The sequence below is a fragment of the Nitratireductor aquimarinus genome (assembly GCF_017255295.1).
Classification (GTDB): domain Bacteria; phylum Pseudomonadota; class Alphaproteobacteria; order Rhizobiales; family Rhizobiaceae; genus Nitratireductor; species Nitratireductor aquimarinus.
In genome coordinates, this window is sequence record NZ_JAFKDE010000005.1 from 293,715 (window position 1) to 313,961 (window position 20,247).

Genomic DNA, 20,247 nt, shown 5'->3' on the forward strand with positions numbered 1-20,247 from the left:
TATGGATTATCTATCCTCAAGCGCATCTGTTTTCAACATGACGCAAAAAAAGCCGCGACGGACACTGTCCATCGCGGCTCCTCATGATCATCCTGGAACGGGTCCAGACCGGCCTTGAACTGTCGCCGCGTCTGACGCTTCTACGATTGTGAGGCTCTCTTAGCGGAGCACGTAGACGATACGACGTGTTTCGGGCTCCACCAGAACCGGTTGCTCATTTACATAGACATACCGGTAGTCATAGTCGGGGATTTCCCGCACCTCGACGGTTTCCGGCAGAGCCGCGCCGACCACCACCTCACCGTCCAGATAGACCGGCTCGACGGTGTTGGTCTCCACATAGGTTCTGACCTCCACCGGAGGCGCAGAGATCGGCTCGATCGTTCCGAGTGCCGTCTTGCGACCGATCAGTTCGCCGCGCACAACTTCCGCCTCGACGCTTGAGGTGACCTCGTAGGATACGGGCGGCAGCGCATCGGCCGGACGTTCCGTTACGACCACATAGTCATCGCCGCCACCGAAGGGCGCGGTCAGATAGTCCGAATACGCCCAGCCATTGATGCCGGCATGGGAAACGGCGCACCATTTGCTGCCTTCCCTGCATCCATTGATAGAAGCGTCCTCATTGACGCCGATCACGCCAACAACCGGATAATGCGGGCCGGGCCCGGACCTGATGTTCAGATCCGCTGTCGCCCTTGCAATCATCTCCGCGTTGGCGATGCCCACAACGGCGAACAGCGCTGCCGCTGCGGTTGCACTCTTGAGAAGCAGTTTCGTCATGGCTTGTCTCCAATCCGTTTCGACTGGGGCTGCAAACGGCAATGACGATGAGAAGTTCCGCAATTTGCGCTGGCACTTGGACAGCGAAATCAATGAGCGTGCATGCAACCTGCTGAAATACTTTACTTATCTTCCCGGGCAGATGACCTCTGCAGCGTTCATCACTTTATCTGGCGAACGTTCATGATTGCCCGTTTAATGAAGCAGGCCACCAGTGCAGTGGCCTGAGTGCGTTGTCATTTGTGACGAGCGCCAAGACAGCCGCGCCTCAGAAGAACGGCATCACACTCGATCTGCGACATCTCTTGTTGAAGGTTCCCAAAAGCCACTGACACATGAACGTGTCATCCAGGGGCTCCTTGCGCTCGAACTCGAGGCCTTCTGTAAGCGAGCGTGACTGAACGATGAGGTCAACGCCACCGGGAGAGAGGGACTTCCCGTCCATCTCTTTGGTGACGTCCGCTATTTTCTGCGGAGCCATTTCCTTTATCAGGGGATGCGCCTCCTCGTCGTGATGCTTTCGCGCCTTGGTCTGCGCGACGCCGGAACCTGCGGACATCCAGATGAATGCAACTGCGAAGACGCCCAGGAAGGGAGCTATCCGTATCATTGATCTTCTCCTTCATAACAATTAGCCAACTAAATGTTACTTATATGGTGAAGGCAACGTCGTTATTGGACAGGGCGGACCAGGAAGGTTCAATGCGCGCGCCTAATGCGCTGAAATGAACCGATTTCGCCGCTCCCGAAATCATGCGAGAGCATGCATCACTTTGTTTTTCATATATTATTTTACCGGGAGCGGATGCATCTTTATATAGCGGCGTATATCGCCTGACGGACAGTGCTCCGGCGCAGGACATCCAGTACGCCGGTTGATCTGCGTATCAGGGACTTGACAGCCCGCTTCTTCATCTTGGCGATCCGTCGTTCGCACCATCCGAACAATTGAGGCATCAGCCACTCACAATGACGATAGGCCTCTTCAAGTGAAACATCTGCACGCTGTCGAGCAAACAGCTCCCGATCTCCCTTTGGCATATGGAAAGGCAACCCCAACGGCATCTGGCCTGTCTGTTGCTGCATGGATGCAATCCGCCTCCCGTCATCCGGGGGAAGCATTGTGACGGTGAAACCGCCATGAAGTACAAGCAGTAGCGCGATACTGGCGGCAGCTTTCAGAAACATTGTCTTTCCTCCTCCATCCCAGTCACCCAGACGCTGGCGCGGACACTTCCGTCTTTCGACGCAGTGCAACCATGTCGTCGTCGGATATGTGCGCAGACATGAAGCAGGCCGTCGCGATGACGGCCTGCAAGTGCTGAACAAGGTCCAGAGCCACAAAACCCGGTTTAGTAGACCGCGCCGGGTGGCGCGAAGAGCCGGGTGCAGAATGATCCGAGAGGCCCCGGCAGATACTGGCAGGGACCCCACTGCTTCTCGAGACTGGATGTCACCGTAACGGCTTGCATGCCAAGCTCTTCCGTCATGGAAGCCGGCTCCTTGAAGAGGTCCGGCACGTCTTTCAGCACCGTCTGGCTCAGCTCCGCCTGGGCAGTGTCAACAGGCAGCGGAAGCACCCCGGTCTTCAAAAGGTCCAGTTTGGTTCCACCTTCAGCCTGCGCCCCAGTCATCAGACTTGCGGACAAACCAAAGAGCGAAAATGCAATCACTGCGGAATTTGCAAACCTGCTATTCATCGGTTCTCTCCTGCTGGTTAATTAGCCAACTAAACAATGAATTGAAAACTTGTGCAATCGCGCAGATCTGCCGTAATTCCGCCGGAAAGGGTTCGGTAATGACCGCCATGCTATAGAAACTGGCGGTTGCGGCCGGTGCGGCGTTGTGTAATCGCTGGCAACATCACTTTATATAGCCATCTTTAATTTTAAGGAGAGCGATATGGCTTTCGCGGGAAGAGCGGCTCTGCTGGCCGCTTCGTTTTGTGCCTCACTTCTCACGGCGGGATATGCCTCCGCTGCTCAATGCGGAAACAATGCCGGCGGCTTCGAGAACTGGAAGGCTCAGTTCAGCCGCGAAGCAGCCTCCCGGGGCATCGGACAACGCGGCCTGAACGCACTGGCAAACACGCGTTACGCCAGCAAGACCATCGCCGCCGACCGCGGTCAGAAGAGCTTCAAGCTCACCCTCAAATCCTTCATGCAGAAGCGCGGCTCGAACGCCATCGTTTCCCGCGGCAAGGGCATGAAGAAGAAATATGCGCGTCTCTTCGCCAATATCGAACAGCGTTACGGCGTACCCGCCGGCCCGCTGATCGCCATCTGGGGCATGGAAACCGGCTTTGGCGGCTTCCTCGGCAACCAGAACATTGTCTCCGCCGTCGCCACGCTCGCCTATGACTGCCGCCGTTCGGAGTTCTTCACCGGCCATCTCTATGGCGCGCTCACAATGGTGGATCGCGGCATGCTCGATCCCAATGCCAAAGGCGCTGCCCATGGCGAGATCGGCCAGACACAGTTCCTTCCCGGCAACGCGCTGAAATACGGTGTGGACGGTGACGGAAACGGCCGCGTCGACATGATCCGTTCGCAGGCCGACGCCCTCGCCTCGACCGCAAACTTCCTGCGTGCCCATGGCTGGCAGCGCGGCGCCGGCTACCAGCCGGGACAGCCGAACTTCCGCGCCATTCAGGGCTGGAACGCAGCAAGCGTCTACCAGCAGGCCATCGCCATCATGGCCAAGGAAATTGATGGGTGAGAAGCGTTCCGCGTAGCGGACAAAAAGCCAAATCATTGGCTTTTTGAGCGACGAACGCCCGAAGCCATAGCGAAGGGCCGGCAGGCGCCCAAATCAGTCTCCCAGCTCAGCGCACAAAAAAGCCGGCATCACTGCCGGCTTTTTCTTTATCAGGCGTTGCGCCCGGCTGATCAGCTGCCGCGCTTGCGGGCTGCCAGCGTGCGCAGGCGCAGTGCGTTGAGCTTGATGAAGCCTGCAGCGTCCTTCTGGTCGTATGCGCCCTGGTCGTCCTCGAAGGTCACCAGCGCATCGGAATAGAGCGACTTGTCGGACTTGCGGCCGGTCACGATGACATTGCCCTTGTAGAGCTTCAGGCGCACTTCGCCTTCCACGTCTTCCTGGCTCTTGTCGATGGCCGCCTGCAGCATCTCGCGCTCCGGCGAGAACCAGAGACCGTTGTAGATGAGCTCTGCATAACGCGGCATCAGCTCGTCCTTGAGGTGGGCAGCGCCACGATCAAGCGTCAGCGACTCCATCGCGCGGTGCGCGGCAAGCAGGATCGTGCCGCCCGGCGTTTCATAAACGCCGCGCGACTTCATGCCAACGAAGCGGTTCTCGACCAGATCGATGCGGCCAATGCCGTTGTCGCGGCCCAGATCGTTCAGCGCCTGCAGCAGCGTTGCCGGCGACATTGCCTCGCCATTGATGGCAACCGCGTCGCCCGCCTTGAAGGAGATGGTGATCTCGGTCGGCTCGTCCGGCGCATCCATCGGCGAAACGCTGCGCTGGTGAACATATTCCGGCGGCTCGACCCACGGATCTTCAAGCACCTTGCCCTCGGAGGAGGAGTGCAGAAGGTTCGCGTCAACGGAGAACGGAGCCTCGCCCTGCTTGTCCTTCGGCACCGGGATCTGGTGCGCCTGGGCGAACTCGAGCAGGTCGGTGCGGGACTTGTAGGTCCAGTCACGCCACGGCGCGATCACCTTGATGTCGGGGTTCAGCGCATAGGCCGAAAGCTCGAAGCGCACCTGATCGTTGCCCTTGCCGGTCGCGCCATGCGCAACGGCGTCAGCGCCGGTCTCGGCAGCGATCTCGACCAGCCGCTTGGAGATCAGCGGGCGGGCAATGGAGGTGCCCAGCAGGTAGATGCCTTCATAGACCGCATTGGCGCGGAACATCGGGAACACGAAGTCGCGCACGAACTCCTCGCGGAGATCCTCGATGTAGATCTCCTTGATCCCCATCATCTCGGCTTTTCTGCGCGCCGGCTCCAGCTCGTCGCCCTGGCCGAGATCGGCGGTGAAGGTCACCACTTCGGCGCCCAGTTCGGTCTGGAGCCATTTGAGGATGATCGAGGTGTCGAGACCGCCCGAATAGGCAAGCACGACCTTTTTAACGTCTTTGAGTTTCGTCATGGTCTTTCCCGGTAAGAGAAGTTCGGCATGGCCGGCCGGCTCCGCACTTCGGAGCCTCCAGGGTCGAGGCGACTAATATCAGGAATGACGGCGCGGGCAAGGCCAGACCCCGCAAATGAGAGAGGCCACACCGTCACCGGCATGGCCTCCTCATGCTCATTCCCGCGCAATCCTCAGGCCGCTTCCAGCGTCGCCACCGTTTTCAGCGCGCCATCCAGCATCTCGCCCTTTTCGTCCTTGAGCGCCGCTTCACGCAGCCGGCGCAGCCAGTCGGCCGCGTCCTCACGGCCCTCCAGAAGCGTCAATCCGGACAGAACCCGGTCAAACTTGGAATGCCCGCGCACATGCGTGTCGCTATAGCCCTTGATGAGCCTGCGGCAGTTGAGAATCTCCACCGCCAGCCCATAATCGCGTCGCGCCGTATCAAGCGCCAGCGCATACCAGCGGTCCAGATGCTCCTTCTCGACCTGATGGCGCAGGAGCGACCGACGCCAGGGCCGCAGCGTTCCAATCACCCACAGCGCCCCAAAGCCGAACAGGCTGTCGGTGCGGATGCGCCGGCCGCGATTGATGCGGCGGTCGACCCATTTCGAAAGACCCGGCCGGTTTTCGATGAAACGCCCCAGCCCCGTGGGCAGCGTGCCGCAGAACTCTTCGACGCGCGGATGGAAGAACTCGGTCACCTGCAGCACATTGGCGTCGCCGACCTTCATTTCCTTTCGGATGCGCTCGGCCCGCGCCGTGCGCGTCTTCAGATCCGCCACGCGCAAAATGTCGTCATAGCACATGGCGTTCGCCACATGCTTTGCAGCGGCCTCGCCCAGCGCGTGATCCTTCTCGTCACTGTCCAGCGCCAGCGCCTGATCGAGCCTGTCCAGATACTCCGCGCCATAGGCGAGATCCTGATAGTCGACCACCTTGCGCAGCCCGGCGAGCGCCATCGCCCTCACCGGTACGGGATAGGCATCGGCGCGCACTGCCAGCGCGTTCCACGCGGCAACCAGCCGCTCCGGCCCGGCAACGGCGATCCTCTGCCCGGCCGGCGGCGCATCCTGAACAACCGCAGAAGCATCTTCACCGGCAACCGTGCGCTCGAACGCCTTGCCGAAGGCAGCCAGGCTGGCCTTCACACCGCGTCCGGAAGCCTCGATGGTCTCTTCATAGCTCTCGCGCGCAAACGGCAATGCGCCGGAACCGGCCAGCGCGCCGAACAGGCTCGACGAGATCACCGACCCAGCCTCGACCGCCACCTTTTCCATGTCGAAGCAGATGTAGCGGCTGGCCGCCTCACGCGCATTTTTGTGAACGGTGGGCGAGTCTGCGCGGCCGTCACCCGGCTCGATCTTCTCCGACACGGCAGCGATGCGGTGCGCCGAGGCGATCAGCGTCGTGCGGTCGGGCGTCACGAAACCGCGCATCACCGCACGGCCCGCCTCCATCAGCTCGGCGGCAATCAGGATATCGATATCGCCCTGTGCCGGAGCCAGCGAAAAGACCGGACGGCGGCCGGTGTCGGGACACATCTCGACATAGTAGATCGTCGCGCCGGTGCGCTGGGCCACGCCGGCAACGGAGGTTGCCTGGGCGAGATATCCGTTGCGCTCGGCAACATCGGTGATCCAATTGGTCAGCACACCGCCGCCCTGCCCGCCAACGGCGAGAATGGCGAGCTTGATGATCTTCTGGTCTTCGTTTGCTTTCATCCGTTTGGCCATGGGTCTCAAGCCTCTCCGAATGTCAGACGCCGCTTCTCACGGCGTGTTTGCAGGAAGCCCGTCACGCGGCGACGCAGCCTGTCGGCAAACCGGTCCCACGAGCCGGGATTGTGCACCACATCGGCGCGGTAGAAGGAGGGACACAGCACCGCCGCGTCGGCCACTTCGCCGCAATTGCCGCAACCGACACAGGTGTGGTCAATGGACGCCACCGGATCATCGCGCAGCGGGTCATCCAGCTTCTTGACCGAGAGCGACGGACAGCCCGACAGCCGCATGCAGGCGTGATCGCCGGTGCACACATCCTCGTCCACGCCGAAGCGCGGCTTCACCACACGCTCGCCGCCGGAGATCGCCTTGGCGGTCTGCGGCTTTTCGCGACGCTGCCTGTTGAGCATGCATTCGGACGACGCGACGATGACCTTCGGTCCCTTCTCCTCCGTCGTCAGCGCCTCGCGCAGCGCGGCGCGCACCTTGGTCACGTCATAGGTGCGATCAATATGCCGAACCCATTTCACGCCCATTCCCTTCACCGCATCGGTGATCGGATGCTGGGTCGACTTGGTGGGATTGTCGGCGCGCGAGGAAAGCACGTCCTGCCCGCCCGTGGCCGCCGAATAGAAATTGTCCACCACAACGATCACGCCGTCATTCTGGTTGAACACGGCATTGCCAATGGAGGAGGTCAGACCGTTGTGCCAGAAGCCACCATCGCCCACAAAGGAGATGGAGCGGCGCTTGGCGTCAGGCGAATTGAAGGCCGAGGCGGAGGCCGGGCCGAGACCATAGCCCATGGTCGTCGCCCCCAGCTCGAAGGGCGGCATGATCGAAAACAGATGACAGCCGATATCCGACGAGATGTGGTGCGGTCCGAGTTCCTTTTCGATCAGCTTCGTCGCAGCGAAGATCGGCCGTTCCGGGCAGCCGGTGCAAAAGCCCGGCGGACGCCCCGGCACCACCTTGGCGAGATCCGCCGCCAGCGTGTTCTCGCCCGACGCATTGGGCGCCAGCACCTGCGCGGCCAGCAGCTCCGGCGCGTTGGCGCGCAGATAGGCGCTGATGCCGTCCAGCATCACCTGCCCAGTGTATTCGCCGGCCATCGGCAGAATGTCCTTGCCGAGGATGCGCGTGTCGAGCCCCTTCTTGTGCATCAGCGAGGCAATCGCCTGCTCGAGATAGTTGGGCTGCCCCTCCTCCACGATCAGGATCGAATCCTTGTCGGCGCAGAAGTCGATCACTTCATCGTCGATCAGCGGATAAACCGCATTGAGTACATAGAGCGGCACATCCGTTTCGCCGTAGACATCGGCAAGACCGATGCGCTGCAGCGCGCGGATGACGCTGTTGTACATGCCGCCCTGCAGGATGATCCCGGCCTTGCCCCGGTCGGGACCGAAGAACTCGTTGATCCTGCGCGAGCGGATGAAATCGACCGCCGCCGGCATGCGCTTTTCCACCTTCTCCTTCTCATGCAGGAAGGAGGCCGGCGGCAGCACGATGCGGTTGGTGTCGCGGCGCGGGTTCTCAAGCGCGTCGGCCACGGTCATCCCGGGCCGTTTGTTTTCCTTGGTCTCGAAACTGCCGGTCACATGGCAGCTGCGGATGCGCACCATCAGCATGACCGGTGTGTTGGACGCTTCGGAAAGCTCGAACCCGTCTTCGACTGCCTTCACGATGGACGGCAGGTTGGGCCGCGGGTCGAGCAGCCAGACCTGGCTCTTCATGGCGAAGGGGTGGCTGCGCTCCTGCATGATCGAGGAGCCTTCGCCATAATCCTCACCCACGATGATCAGCGCCCCACCCGTCACGCCGCCGGAGGCGAGGTTGGCGAGCGCATCGGAGGCGACGTTCAGGCCGACCGACGATTTGAAGGTGCATGCGCCGCGAATGGGATAGTGAACCGAAGCGGCGAGCATGGCGGTCGCCGTCGCCTCGGAGGCGCTTGCCTCGAAGTGCACGCCAAGCTCGCCCAGAATGTCCTGCGCGTCGGCAAGCACGTCCATCAAATGGCTGATCGGCGCGCCCTGATAGCCACCGACATAACCCACGCCACACTGCAGGAGCGCCTTGGTGATGGCCAGAATGCCCTCGCCGTGAAAGGTCTCACCGGCCCCGAGGCGAAGCTTCTGAACCTCCTTCACGAACGAACGTTCTGCCATGGTGCATTCTCCCGTCTCATGCGCCGGGGCTGATCGCCCTCAAGCGCAATCTGCTAGAAATCGTGTTGTCGGATGTTGCCCAGTATTTTCTGAAGCGTGGCGATGAAGGCGGAATACTCCGCCTCGTCGATGTCATTGAACATCTCGGCAAAGGCGTCGTGCATGGCCGGCCATGCACGGTTGAACTCCTCACGCCCCTTGTCGGTCAGAAAGATGTGTCGCGTGCGGCTGTCATCCTGACAGGCTTCGCGCCGCACCAGCCCCTGCGTTTCAAGCGCGTCGAGCGTCCGGCTCATGGTCGACTGTTCGATGACGGTGTAGACCGACAATTCGTTGATCGACATCCCGTCGCCAACCATCAGAACCGCCAGTGCGCGCGCCTGCGGAACGGTCAGCCCCTGCTCCCGTAAATCATGGCGCAGCGTCGCGTTGTAACGCCCCATGATCCGGTTCATCAGATAGGGTGCAAAGTGCTGAAGCCCCATCTGGCCCAGCGTTGCGATCCTCGGGGTCTTGCCGTCCTGCCGTTCGTCCATCAGAGCTTCTCCGCCAACAGATGCTCCGAACCGCCAGCCGGCTTTCCGCTCAGCCCCGCACCCTGCCGGATGGACCCGCCAATGGATATCCGCCGATCACGACCAGACCTGAGAAGCCCACGCCACCGAGAGGACGCAGCACGGGCTGCAAAAGAGCCCATCGCTTCGAGGTCTGCCGGCACAGATGCGCCGTGGTCGATGATCGTGTTTGATGAACTGCCGATATGCCGGTTCGAAATTGCTTCAACGCGGCCTGCATAGGCCTCGCGCTGCGCGTCTGTCCATTCCCCGTTGGTCGGACCCTTCGGCTTTCCAGCCTTATCACCCGTCACATGGCAGCGCGCCCTGGAATGGCGGCGCGACACCGAGGCGCGACCGCACGGATATACGGTCGCGTGAAGCGCCTTTACGACGCTGCCATGGAAGTGTGTTTCGGGTCCGGTCATCGGAAGCTCCGGCTCAGTTCCTGGAGACCAGCGCCAGAACACGGCACGGGCTGCCGGTGCCCTGCTCGATCTTGAGCGGCGCGGCGATCAGGATCGCCCCCTTGGGCGGAAGCCTGTCGAGATTGGCAAGGCTGGCCAGCCCATAGCGGTTTGCCTTGTGAAGCAGATTGTGCGCGGGAAATGGCGGCTCCATGCCACCGGCCTGCCCGGCATCGGTTCCGATGGTCTCGCTGCCCCAGCCAACAATCCCCTTCTCAAGAAGATATTCGATGGCTTCTGCAGTCGGGCCCGGCGAATGCGGGCCAGTCTCGTCCGCATTGAGAAACGCCTCTTCCGAGCCGTTGCGCTTGTACCAGTCGCTGCGCAGCACCACCCACTCACCGGGGCGAATGTCGCCGTGCTCGGCTTCCCATGCCTTGATGTGATCCACCGTCAGCAGGAAATCATTGTTCTCCGCGGCCTCGGCGGAACAGTCGATGACATTGACCGGCGCAACAAAATTCTGCGGTTCAATCGTGTCCGTTGTTGCATTGGGATGGTCCCGCCCGGTGATCCAGTGGGTCGGCGCATCAAAATGCGTGCCCGAATGCTCACCGAGTTTCAGCCAGTTCCATGCCCACCAGGGGCCATTGTCATCATAGGCCGAGATCTTGTGGATCTCGATTTTGGGCGTATCGACCGCAAGCTCTGGCGGAAGCTTCAGAAGCGGGGTTTTCGGGCCAAGTACGGCGGCCAGGTCAACGACCTCCACCTCGCCGGAAAGCAATTGGCTCGCAAGCTCACCAATGACGGACTTGCTCATGTTTCTCCTCCCAGAGATATGTAAGAGCACAGACATCCTCCCTGTGCTCTCTTCTGACCTAGACCAAAAAGAATGCATTTGCAAATATCTTGAGGCCGACGAAACCCTTGAAATGGGCGAGCGTCTTGCATCAAAAGCACAAATGCATGTGATGACACGCATCTTCAAAGCTGATTCGCAGTCAGAAAGACGATCAAGGCCCGAAATCAGCCTCTTCGGAAAAGCCTGCTTCAGCCGAGCATGGTTTCACATGAAACATGCATCTGAATTGGGTCGGGAAACACGCCCTGCCCCTTCGCAGATCCGGTTCGCGACACGCCACCCATACTGGAATTCTCCGTCGGTTATCTCTTCAACCAGCACTGCCAGGCTTCTCCGCGCGGCACACACAAACTGGACGGTGAGCAATCTGCGTCTTTCAACTTTCTCTGGGTGCCCGGCCGGCCTTGCTGTGATATTCAGCCGACATGGCACAGAAGAAAGCGCATGAAGTCGACCGCTGGCTTGCTCGTCCCGAGCAGACCTACCGTATCGTCCTGATCTACGGGCCCGATCGCGGCCTGGTCAGCGAACGGGCGAAGCGTTATGCGACCGGAACGGGATTGCCGCTGGACGATCCCTTCACTGTCGTGCGCCTTGAAGCCAGCGAAGTGGAGCAGCAGCCGGGCCGGCTTGCCGATGAGGCGCAGACGGTTCCCATGTTCTCCGATCAACGCCTGATCTGGGTGAAGGGCGCAGGCAATCACAAGGCATTTGTGGCCGACGTCACCGCGCTGAACAGCAATCCCCCGACCGATTGCACCATCCTGATCGAGGCCGGCGACCTTAAAAAAGGCTCGTCGCTGCGCTCGGCTGCCGAACGCGGCGCAAGTGCAATGGCCCTTCCCTGCTATGCAGACGATGGGCGCGGCGTCGACGCCGTCATTGATGAAGCGCTCGGCGCGGCGGGGCTGAAAATCTCTCTTGAAGCGCGCCAGCTCCTCAAAGCCAATCTCGGCGGAGACCGGCTCGCCACCCGTGGTGAACTGGAGAAGCTTGCGCTTTACTGCAAGGGGGCAACGGAAGTCACGCCGGAAGACATACGCTCACTCATCGGCGACGTGGCCGGACTGAGTACGGATGAAGCGGTTGATGCGATCATTTCCGGGCGTTTTCAGGCATTCGACAGCGCCTTCCGGCGCTTTGTTGCCGCTGGAAACCCGCCCTTCCTCGTGCTCTCCGCCACATTGCGGCAGGTGCACGCCCTGCAGATCATGCGTCAGGCAATGGACAGCCAGGGCGTCTCGGCCAGTTCCGCCGTTGCCGGCGCAAGACCGCCGGTCTTCTTCTCGCGTCGCAAGACGGTGGAGACAGCGCTTGGCCGCTGGAACAGCACCGCGTTGAAGAACGCCGCCGACCGCCTGCAGGCAGCCATCCTGCGCACACGGCAAAAGCCAGCCCTTGCCGTTCCTCTGGCGCGACAGGCCCTTCTCGCCCTCACGGTCGAAGGCGCGCGCGGCCGGCGCTAACCGGCCGCATATCACTCAAATCATTGGTATTTCCAGAGCAGAAGACCGGCAACCGGATCCCGGTCTCGGGTCATGCCGATGCTCATCAATAGCGCGGATCAGCCCTCGTGCGTCCTCATGGACGCACGGCAATCCAGTTCTGCAAACAGGCCCTTGGCTACTGCTTCAGGAGACGGCAAAGCTCGTCGAGCTGTTCCAGCGAGCGATAGGCAATGCGCATTTCGCCGCCACGCTGCTTGTGATTGATCACGACCTTGAGCCCTGTCTGATCGCTCAGAAGCTTCTGGAGGGCCAGCGTGTCCGCGTCCTTTTCCTTCTTCGGCTCACGCTCGGCCTTGCCTTCTTCCGCCGGCGCTGCGGCCAGAGCCTCTGCCTGGCGGACGGAAAGCCCGTCCTCGATGATACGCAGAGCAAGCGCAACCGGGTCCTGCGCCGTTACCAGCGTACGCGCATGGCCAGCGGACAGCGATCCATCGACAATGAGAGCCGCCACGGCTTCCGGCAGTTTGAGCAGACGAAGCGTGTTCGCCACATGGCTGCGGCTCTTGCCGATCACCTGGCCGAGATCCGCCTGCGTATAGCTGTGCTCATCGATCAGCTGCTGATAGCCGCGCGCTTCTTCGATCGCGTTCAGGTCCGCGCGCTGCACGTTCTCGATGATGGCCAGCTCTAGCGCGGCCTTGTCATCCACCTCGCGCAGGATGACCGGAACCTCGGTCAGACCTGCCCGCTGTGCGGCGCGCCAGCGGCGTTCACCCGCAATGATCTCAAACCGGCCCGGCGCATCGCCGGAACGAACCACCACAGGCTGCACGATGCCATGCTCACGGATCGACTGGGCGAGATCACCCAGATCACCCTCGGCAAAGAGCCGGCGGGGGTTGCGCGGGTTTGGCGAAATGAACTCGATTGGCACGGAGCGATCCGCGCGCACCGCTTCCTTCTGCTCGGTATCCGGCTTGTCCATCTCCCCGATCAGAGCGGCCAGACCGCGCCCCAGACGCTTGCGTGAAGGATCTTCGTTCATGTCAAAACACCATCAGCCACAAAACTCATTTAACCGCCCGTCCGATGAAATCGAACTCAGGCAGCCTGCAACCGCCGTTCACGACGGATCACTTCAGAAGCCAGCTGTAGATAAGCCTGGCTACCGCTGCATTTCAGATCGTAGAGCAACGCAGGCTTCCCATAGGACGGCGCCTCGGAAACACGCACATTGCGCGGAATAACCGTGTCGTAGACGGTCTCGCCCATATGCGCCCGCACATCCGCCACCACCTGGTTGGCGAGATTGTTGCGCTGGTCGAACATGGTCAGGACAATGCCCTGAATGCCGAGATGCGGATTGATCGAGGCACGCACCTGCTCAACCGTCTCAAGAAGCTGGCTCAGACCCTCCAGCGCGAAGAACTCGCACTGCAGCGGAACCAGAATGGAATCGGCTGCCGCCATCGCATTCAGCGTCAGAAGGTTCAGGGATGGCGGGCAATCCACCAGAACGTAGGAATAAGGAATTCCGTCCTGATTCAATGCGTTACGCAGCTTCAGAACACGGTCAGGCGCGCTCGAAATTTCCATTTCAATGCCCAGAAGATCGAGCGTCGAAGCCACGATCGAGAGACCGGGAACAGCGGTTTCCATAGCCGCTTCCATGATGCCTGCCCCACCGGTCAACACATCATAGGACGAAACGAGACGCTTCTGACGGTCAATGCCCAGCCCGGTGCTGGCATTGCCCTGCGGATCAAGATCGACGACCAGAACGTTTTCGCCAATCGCGGCAAGCGCGGTTGCCAAATTTATGGCTGTGGTTGTCTTGCCAACCCCGCCCTTCTGGTTTGCGACTGTGATGATTCGCGTACCGCTATTCATCGCTGCTGCTACCTCGAATAGACTCGACTGAAAGGTTCCGCGACGACCCCGGCTAAAGCCGAACAGGATTCTTCACTTCGAGAATGATGGCTGCCGCATCGACCTTGTCTTTGTGTTCTACCAGATCGAACCGCCACGCGTTACCGCTTTCTTCCACTTCCCTCCGGTAATCCCGGCCTTTGTGAAAGAGCGCACGCGCACCCTGGCTCAACCAGGGCTCTGTCAGCTCGAGAAGCAGCGAAAGCGGAGCCAAAGCCCGTGCCGTAACGATCTCCGGGGCCTCGATGAGGCTGTAGCAGTCCTCGATTCGCTTTGCATGAACCTTTGGCCGAACCCCGACCTCGTTGAGCGACGAGACAAGAAAGGCTGCTTTCTTGCGGTTGCTTTCAACCAGATGCACCTCTGCACCTGGCTTTTCAGCGAGCAAAATCGCCATAACCGCGCCGGGAAAACCACCGCCCGATCCGACATCGAGCCATTTCCGGGCATCCGGTGCGAGCCGCAGAAGCTGCGCGCTATCCAGGATATGACGCTCCCACAAGGTCTCCAGAGTCGAAGGGGCGGCCAGATTGATTCGTCTCGACCAGCGTCGGAAAACTTCCTCAAACGCAACCAGACGATCAAATGTTTCACGTGAAACTGGACCAGCGATTTCCACAAGCTGATCGAAATGCGATGTCGCCATTATGCAGCGCCCCGCTCGGTCTCAAACTGGCGCAGCGTGGCGATGATCAGTGCCAGAGCTGCCGGTGTCATCCCATCGATCCGCTGGGCGTCTGCAATGCTCCGCGGCCGCCGGGCCGCAAGCTTCTGCTTGAGCTCATTGGACAATCCCACAATCGTATCGAACGTCATATCATCCGGTATGAGCCGCGCTTCTTCTCGCCGCAGCATAGCGGCGTCACTTCCCTGCCGTTCAAGATAGACGGCGTATCGCGCCTCCGTCTCGACGAGCTCCGCGAGCTTCGGAGGGATAGAGGAGAAGTCATTCCAGATGGTAGTAAGTCGGCTCATATCGATATTTGGATAGGACAAGAGATCGTAGGCGGAGCGCCGGACACCGTCCTTGTTCAGCGCTATGCCATGACGCTCGGCTTCATTGGGGCTCAGGTCACGGCTCTTGATCAGCGCTCGCGCATCGTCCAGCGCCGTCTGCATCTCGCTGAAGCGCTTCCGTCTCTCTGACGACGCAATGCCCAGTTCCGTGGCCAGAGGCGTCAGGCGCATATCCGCATTGTCTGCCCGCAGCGACAGGCGATATTCTGCGCGCGAGGTGAACATGCGATAGGGTTCACTCACACCGCGCGTCACCAGATCGTCGATCATCACGCCGATATAGGCATCCGCCCGGCCGAGGGTGATCATGCCGGTGCCGGACGCCGACCGCGCTGCATTGATGCCGGCAAGAATGCCTTGAGCTGCAGCCTCTTCATAACCGGTCGTGCCGTTGATCTGTCCCGCCAGGAACAGCCCCTTCACCCGCCGGGTCTCAAGTGTCGGTTCGAGATCTCGCGGATCCACATGGTCATATTCAATCGCATATCCCGGCTGAAGCACCACGGTCTCAGCCAAGCCGGGAATGGTCTTGAGAAGCGCGACCTGCGCATCTTCAGGCAGCGAAGTCGAAATACCGTTCGGATAAACCGTGTGGTCATCGAGACCTTCCGGCTCCAGGAATATCTGATGCCCTTCCCTGTCGCCAAACTTGACGATCTTGTCTTCAATGGACGGACAATAGCGCGGTCCGATTCCGTCAATCGCGCCGGAGTACATGGCCGAGCGATGCAGATTGTCCCGGATCACCTGATGGGTTTCCGGTGTCGTTCGCGTGATGCCGCACTCTATCTGCCGATTCACAATCCTGTCTGTCAGCAGGGAGAATGGTGTCGGATCGTCGTCCGCTGGCTGCATGTCTAGCGATGCCCAGTCAATCGTACGACCGTCCAGCCTGGGCGGGGTCCCCGTCTTCAATCGCCCAAGCCGGAAGCCAGCTGCTTCCATGGAAAGCGAAAGACGCTCGGCAGCCTGCTCATTCATGCGCCCGGCCGGTATCGTCTTTTCACCGATGTGGATGAGGCCGCGTAGAAACGTGCCAGTGGTCAACACGACAGAGCCACAGTTGAGATGACGCTCTCCGGACACAACGACACCCGTGACCCGCCCCGCATCGATGACCAGTTCCAGCGCCTCGCCTTCGATCACTTCGAGATGCTCTTGAGAACGGATCGCCTCCTGCACCGCAGCCCGATAGAGCTTGCGATCTGCCTGTGTACGCGGGCCGCGAACTGCTGGGCCCTTGCGGCGATTGAGTAAACGAAACTGAATGCCGGCGGCGTCTGCCGCACGTCCCATAATGCCGTCCAGCGCATCGACTTCCCGAACAAGGTGCCCCTTGCCAAGCCCACCGATTGCCGGGTTGCAGGACATCGCGCCGATGGTGTCGAAGCGAAGTGTAACCAACGCGGTCTTTGCACCGCTGCGCGCAGAGGCGGATGCCGCTTCAGCGCCGGCGTGCCCGCCACCGATCACAATCACATCAAAGGTTTCATTCGTCATTATTCATATCCATCTGCGCTGCGCAAACGTCTCGACCAGAGAAGAAAGCTGGCTGGATTTAAGGACATTGGCATTGGGACGTTGGATGACATGTCCTTTTCCAACCCATCAGTCAAGAGATTTGAGTTCGACGGGTTTCACGTGAAACAATGAGTCAAGACTGTTCAATCTCCTATCCCGTGTTTCACGTGAGTCATCGCAAAATCAATCAACACTGTTTCACGTGGGTCACCGATTCAAGGTGTGTGTTTCACGTGAGTCATTTGCCAATACAGAACTGCGAGAAGATCGTGTCGAGAAGGTCCTCGACGTCAATGCTTCCAGAGATGCGTCCCAGCGCATCTGCAGAAAGTCGCAGCTCTTCCGCGCGCAGTTCGAGTGGTGTGTCCTCGGACGCAATTGCTGTCTGAGCATGACGTGCGGCTTCTTCGATCAGCTGTACGTGACGCTGCCTGAACGGCAGCACCTCCGTCGCATTCCGGGTCGCATCCCCCACCCGCTGACGTAGTTCTGCCAGAAGAGCATCGATCCCTTCACCGGATTTGACCGAGATCTCAAAGTCGTAGTCCCGCTGATTTCGATCTTTGGCCGGAAGATCAGCCTTGTTTCCGACCCGTAGAGAAGGTGCATCGGCCGGTGCTTCCACAGTGTCTTCAGCAGACATGTCTTCGAGAACAAGGATCAGATCCGCGTCTTTCGCTCTGCTGATCGCGCGTTCGATCCCGAGTGCTTCAACGCGGCCGGGGTTCTCCCGAATGCCAGCCGTATCCGTCAGGATCACTTTCGCACCGTCAATGTCGAGTGCGGTCTCCAGCGCATCGCGCGTGGTTCCTGGCTCATCCGTCACGATGGCGATATCGCGTTGGGCAAGCGCATTGAGAAGGCTGGATTTTCCGGCATTGGGCGCACCGAGAATCACGACGCGGTATCCCTCTCTGATGATCTCGGCATTCCGATATCCGGCGGCATGTGTCCGCAAGGATCGGTGCAGCGCAGTGACATCATTCCAGACCTGCTCCGCAACCGAACCCGGAACGTCTTCCTCATCCGAGAAATCAAGCTCCGCCTCGATCATGGCGCGGGCCTGAATAAGTGTCCTGCGCCAGCCATCGTAGAGTGCGCGATGCCGTGTCTCCGCATTGGCCAACGCAAAGCGGCGCTGCGCTTCTGTTTCTGCGGCAATCAGGTCGGACAGCGCTTCTGCTTCCGTGAGGTCGAATTTTCCGTTCAAGAAGGCGCGTCGGGTAAACTCTCCGGCTTCTGCCAGACGGAACCCTGCAAAGCCGGCCAGCGCGTCAAGCACTGCCTGAACCACGGCGCGTCCACCATGCAGATGCAGCTCCGCACAATCCTCACCTGTGAAACTGTGCGGAGCCGGAAAGAAGAGAACAAGCCCCCGATCGAGAAGCACGCCGTCGCGATTGTGAATCCCGCGCAACGCAACCTGTCGCGCTACAGGCAAGGCACCCGCCATTTCCTCAAGGGCCTGACGGGTGCCTTCGCCGGAAAGGCGCACCACGGCGACCCCCGATGGCAGTCCACCGCTGGAAAGTGCGAATATCGTTGCCCGCATCTGAATTGCCCTTACGTCCAAAGCGCCCTACCGTGCCGGTAGATATTTTCCATAACGATCCGATGTGCAAGGAATCCTGATGGCTCTGCCAGCAAAAAATCTGCTTTCCAACGAAACCAGCCCCTATCTCTTGCAGCACAAGGATAATCCGGTCCATTGGCGCCCCTGGTCTGCGGCGGCCCTGCAGGAAGCCCGGGAGACGGACCGTCCAATTCTTCTCTCCGTTGGATACGCCGCGTGCCATTGGTGTCACGTGATGGCTCATGAGTCATTCGAGAATTCTAAAGTTGCGGAGGCCATGAACCGGCACTTCGTCAATATCAAGGTGGATCGGGAAGAGCGGCCGGAGATCGATCAGATCTATATGGCGGCCCTGTCTGCGACCGGCGAGCAAGGCGGCTGGCCGCTGACCATGTTTCTCGATTCGGACGGAAACCCGTTCTGGGGCGGCACCTACTTTCCACCTGAACAGCGCTACGGCCGCCCAGGCTTCCCGCAGGTTCTGGAAGCGGTCAATGCAGCCTGGAAGAACAAGCGCACCGACCTCCTGAAGAGTGCCACGGCGTTGAAGTCGCATGTCGAGAGTCGGCTCTCCCCCACTTCCGGTCGCTCCGCCTCCCCTTCTGCGCTGCTGGATGATCTTGCGCCGAAAATTCTGCGCATGATCGACATGGAACTGGGCGGCCTTCGCGGTGCCCCAAAATTCCCCAATGTCCCGTTCATGCGCATACTCTGGCTTCATGCGCTTCAATCCGGCGATGTTTCTTCTAAAGAAGCGGTGCTGTTCAGCCTCAAATCCATGCTTTCGGGCGGCATTTACGATCATGTAGGCGGTGGCCTCGCGCGTTATGCGACAGACGATCAGTGGATTGTCCCGCATTTCGAGAAAATGCTCTACGACAACGCACAGCTCCTCCGCATGCTGTGCTGGGCGTATGGTGAAACCCAGAATGAATTGTTTCGGTATCGAATCGAAGAAACCGTCGGCTGGCTGCTCCGTGAGATGCGGGACGTGAATGGCGCGTTCATCTCCAGTCTGGACGCGGATACTGAAGGCGTTGAGGGGCAAACCTATCTCTGGACGGAAGAAGAGCTCAGTTCCGTCCTGGGTGCGGACGCAAATCGCTTTCTGGAAGTCTTCTCGGTCGCTCAACCGGAAGGCTGGGAGGGCGCGCCGCTCCTGCATCGTCGTTCGACGCCGGAGTCTCAGGGGCGTGAGACCGAAACTGCGCTGCGCGACATGCTCGACAGACTGCTTGAAGCCCGCAACTCCCGTGCCCAACCGGGGCGTGACGACAAGATTCTGGTCGACTGGAACGGCCTCACGATCACAGCTCTCGCCGAAGCCGGTCGCACCCTTGAGCGCCGGGACTGGATTGAAGCTGCGCAAACGGCTTTTCGTTTCGTATGCGAATCGATGGATCACGGCCGCCTGCCCCACAGCATCCGCGCCGGGAACCGGGTCTTTCCCGGGCTCACCAGCGATTATGCCTGCATGATTTCCGCTGCAGCGGCGCTTTATCAGGCGACAGGCGATGCAACACTGCTCGCACAGGCAGATGCCTGGCGCACCGTGTTGGACGAATGGCACGCGGATGCTGATGCGTCAGGCTATTTTCTGTCCGCTTCAGACGCCGGAGACGTACCCATGCGCATTCGCGGTGATGTGGATGAGGCCATCCCGTCGGCCACCAGCCAGTGCATAGAAGCGCTCCTTGCCCTCTCCGTGCTCCACAACGGCGCTCTCGGCGCCCATCTGGCCCATGTCGTTGAAAAGGCTCTCGGGCGCGCTGCGAGCCAGACCTATGGCCAGGCGGGCACTGTCTATGCTGCGGCTCTGGCGGAAGAACCCATGAAGCTGGTCATGGTCGAACCCGATGCAGAACGGGTTTTTGTTCCGGTAGCGAATCGACATCTGGATCCACGCCGTTTCGACATCGTTCTTTCTGGAGCGAAAGAAGCGATGGAACTGCCCGGCGGCGTCACCGTCGATCCGAAACGGAAAGCGGCCTATCTGTGCGTCGGCCAGACCTGCCTGCCCCCATTCGACACCGCCAATGCACTGGAAGAGGCGTTGCGCAGAAGGCACTGAGCAGGATTTTATGCTGAACAAAAGATTAAGGCGGCGTCACGGTTTCCGGTGACGCCGCCTTTTCATTGCTGCCAGAACGGCAGATTTCGTCAA

19 protein-coding genes are annotated in these 20,247 nt (G+C 60.2%); 4 read left to right on the forward strand and 15 right to left on the reverse strand.

Annotated features, from left to right (window positions below):
• Positions 1–159: 159 nt before the first annotated feature.
• Positions 160–783, reverse strand: a complete 624-nt coding sequence (locus JYP46_RS10655) for a DUF1236 domain-containing protein (RefSeq protein ID WP_206548071.1) — start codon at positions 781–783, stop codon at positions 160–162.
• Here JYP46_RS10655 and JYP46_RS10660 point away from each other — a divergent pair.
• Positions 782–970 (forward strand): hypothetical protein, encoded by a 189-nt coding sequence (locus JYP46_RS10660; protein WP_206548072.1) that lies wholly within the window; start codon positions 782–784, stop codon positions 968–970. The genes JYP46_RS10655 and JYP46_RS10660 overlap by 2 nt on opposite strands.
• A gap of 81 nt (positions 971–1,051) precedes the next feature.
• Here the strand turns inward: JYP46_RS10660 and JYP46_RS10665 are convergent, their stop codons facing one another.
• The 3 genes from JYP46_RS10665 to JYP46_RS10675 all read right to left on the reverse strand — a co-directional run bounded on the left by JYP46_RS10665 (position 1,052) and on the right by JYP46_RS10675 (position 2,417).
• On the reverse strand, positions 1,052–1,393 hold the full coding sequence (locus JYP46_RS10665; protein WP_206545588.1) for a hypothetical protein: 342 nt from the start codon (positions 1,391–1,393) through the stop codon (positions 1,052–1,054).
• Between the two features lie 203 nt (positions 1,394–1,596).
• Complete coding sequence (locus tag JYP46_RS10670) at positions 1,597–1,971, reverse strand: hypothetical protein (protein ID WP_206545587.1); 375 nt, start codon at positions 1,969–1,971, stop codon at positions 1,597–1,599.
• A gap of 164 nt (positions 1,972–2,135) precedes the next feature.
• Positions 2,136–2,417 (reverse strand): hypothetical protein, encoded by a 282-nt coding sequence (locus JYP46_RS10675; protein WP_206548073.1) that lies wholly within the window; start codon positions 2,415–2,417, stop codon positions 2,136–2,138.
• A 268-nt stretch (positions 2,418–2,685) separates the two neighbouring features.
• Between JYP46_RS10675 and JYP46_RS10680 the strand changes: the two genes are divergently transcribed.
• Complete coding sequence (locus JYP46_RS10680) at positions 2,686–3,501, forward strand: lytic murein transglycosylase (RefSeq protein ID WP_206548074.1); 816 nt, start codon at positions 2,686–2,688, stop codon at positions 3,499–3,501.
• Positions 3,502–3,671: 170 nt separating this feature from the next.
• On the opposite strand, the gene JYP46_RS10685 is transcribed toward JYP46_RS10680, so the two are convergent.
• The 6 genes from JYP46_RS10685 to JYP46_RS10710 all read right to left on the reverse strand — a co-directional run bounded on the left by JYP46_RS10685 (position 3,672) and on the right by JYP46_RS10710 (position 10,553).
• The gene (locus JYP46_RS10685; protein WP_113153605.1) at positions 3,672–4,895 is read right to left on the reverse strand and encodes an argininosuccinate synthase; all 1,224 of its coding nucleotides are present in this window, start codon (positions 4,893–4,895) and stop codon (positions 3,672–3,674) included.
• A 173-nt stretch (positions 4,896–5,068) separates the two neighbouring features.
• A complete protein-coding gene (locus JYP46_RS10690) occupies positions 5,069–6,598 on the reverse strand; it encodes an indolepyruvate oxidoreductase subunit beta family protein (RefSeq protein ID WP_244974859.1) in 1,530 nt (509 codons plus the stop codon).
• Positions 6,599–6,615: 17 nt separating this feature from the next.
• Positions 6,616–8,769 carry a thiamine pyrophosphate-dependent enzyme gene (locus JYP46_RS10695; RefSeq protein ID WP_206545584.1) on the reverse strand — a complete coding sequence of 718 codons (2,154 nt, stop codon included), beginning with the start codon at positions 8,767–8,769 and terminating at the stop codon, positions 6,616–6,618.
• A gap of 53 nt (positions 8,770–8,822) precedes the next feature.
• Positions 8,823–9,305: a MarR family winged helix-turn-helix transcriptional regulator gene (locus JYP46_RS10700; RefSeq protein ID WP_113153608.1), complete on the reverse strand. Its 483-nt coding sequence runs from the start codon at positions 9,303–9,305 to the stop codon at positions 8,823–8,825.
• Positions 9,305–9,751 (reverse strand): hypothetical protein, encoded by a 447-nt coding sequence (locus tag JYP46_RS10705; RefSeq protein ID WP_206545582.1) that lies wholly within the window; start codon positions 9,749–9,751, stop codon positions 9,305–9,307. The genes JYP46_RS10700 and JYP46_RS10705 overlap by 1 nt, the downstream gene beginning before the upstream one ends.
• 13 nt (positions 9,752–9,764) lie before the next feature.
• On the reverse strand, positions 9,765–10,553 hold the full coding sequence (locus JYP46_RS10710) for a cyclase family protein (protein WP_206548076.1): 789 nt from the start codon (positions 10,551–10,553) through the stop codon (positions 9,765–9,767).
• A 467-nt stretch (positions 10,554–11,020) separates the two neighbouring features.
• Between JYP46_RS10710 and holA the strand changes: the two genes are divergently transcribed.
• Positions 11,021–12,061, forward strand: a complete 1,041-nt coding sequence (holA, locus tag JYP46_RS10715) for a DNA polymerase III subunit delta (protein WP_206548077.1) — start codon at positions 11,021–11,023, stop codon at positions 12,059–12,061.
• 157 nt (positions 12,062–12,218) lie between these two features.
• On the opposite strand, the gene JYP46_RS10720 is transcribed toward holA, so the two are convergent.
• The 5 genes from JYP46_RS10720 to mnmE form a co-directional block, all read right to left on the reverse strand.
• The gene (locus JYP46_RS10720; protein ID WP_206548078.1) at positions 12,219–13,088 is read right to left on the reverse strand and encodes a ParB/RepB/Spo0J family partition protein; all 870 of its coding nucleotides are present in this window, start codon (positions 13,086–13,088) and stop codon (positions 12,219–12,221) included.
• Between the two features lie 56 nt (positions 13,089–13,144).
• Entirely contained in the window at positions 13,145–13,933 is a 789-nt protein-coding gene (locus JYP46_RS10725) for a ParA family protein (protein WP_206545578.1), read from the reverse strand.
• 52 nt (positions 13,934–13,985) lie between these two features.
• Positions 13,986–14,618 (reverse strand): 16S rRNA (guanine(527)-N(7))-methyltransferase RsmG, encoded by a 633-nt coding sequence (gene rsmG / locus JYP46_RS10730; protein ID WP_206548079.1) that lies wholly within the window; start codon positions 14,616–14,618, stop codon positions 13,986–13,988.
• Complete coding sequence (mnmG, locus tag JYP46_RS10735) at positions 14,618–16,489, reverse strand: tRNA uridine-5-carboxymethylaminomethyl(34) synthesis enzyme MnmG (RefSeq protein ID WP_206548080.1); 1,872 nt, start codon at positions 16,487–16,489, stop codon at positions 14,618–14,620. Before mnmG ends, rsmG begins: the two co-directional genes overlap by 1 nt.
• A gap of 259 nt (positions 16,490–16,748) precedes the next feature.
• Complete coding sequence (mnmE, locus tag JYP46_RS10740) at positions 16,749–18,062, reverse strand: tRNA uridine-5-carboxymethylaminomethyl(34) synthesis GTPase MnmE (protein WP_206548081.1); 1,314 nt, start codon at positions 18,060–18,062, stop codon at positions 16,749–16,751.
• A gap of 79 nt (positions 18,063–18,141) precedes the next feature.
• Here mnmE and JYP46_RS10745 point away from each other — a divergent pair, with 79 nt between their 5' ends.
• Positions 18,142–20,154, forward strand: coding sequence for a thioredoxin domain-containing protein (locus JYP46_RS10745; protein ID WP_206548082.1), 2,013 nt, complete (start codon positions 18,142–18,144; stop codon positions 20,152–20,154).
• Positions 20,155–20,247: the final 93 nt, after the last annotated feature.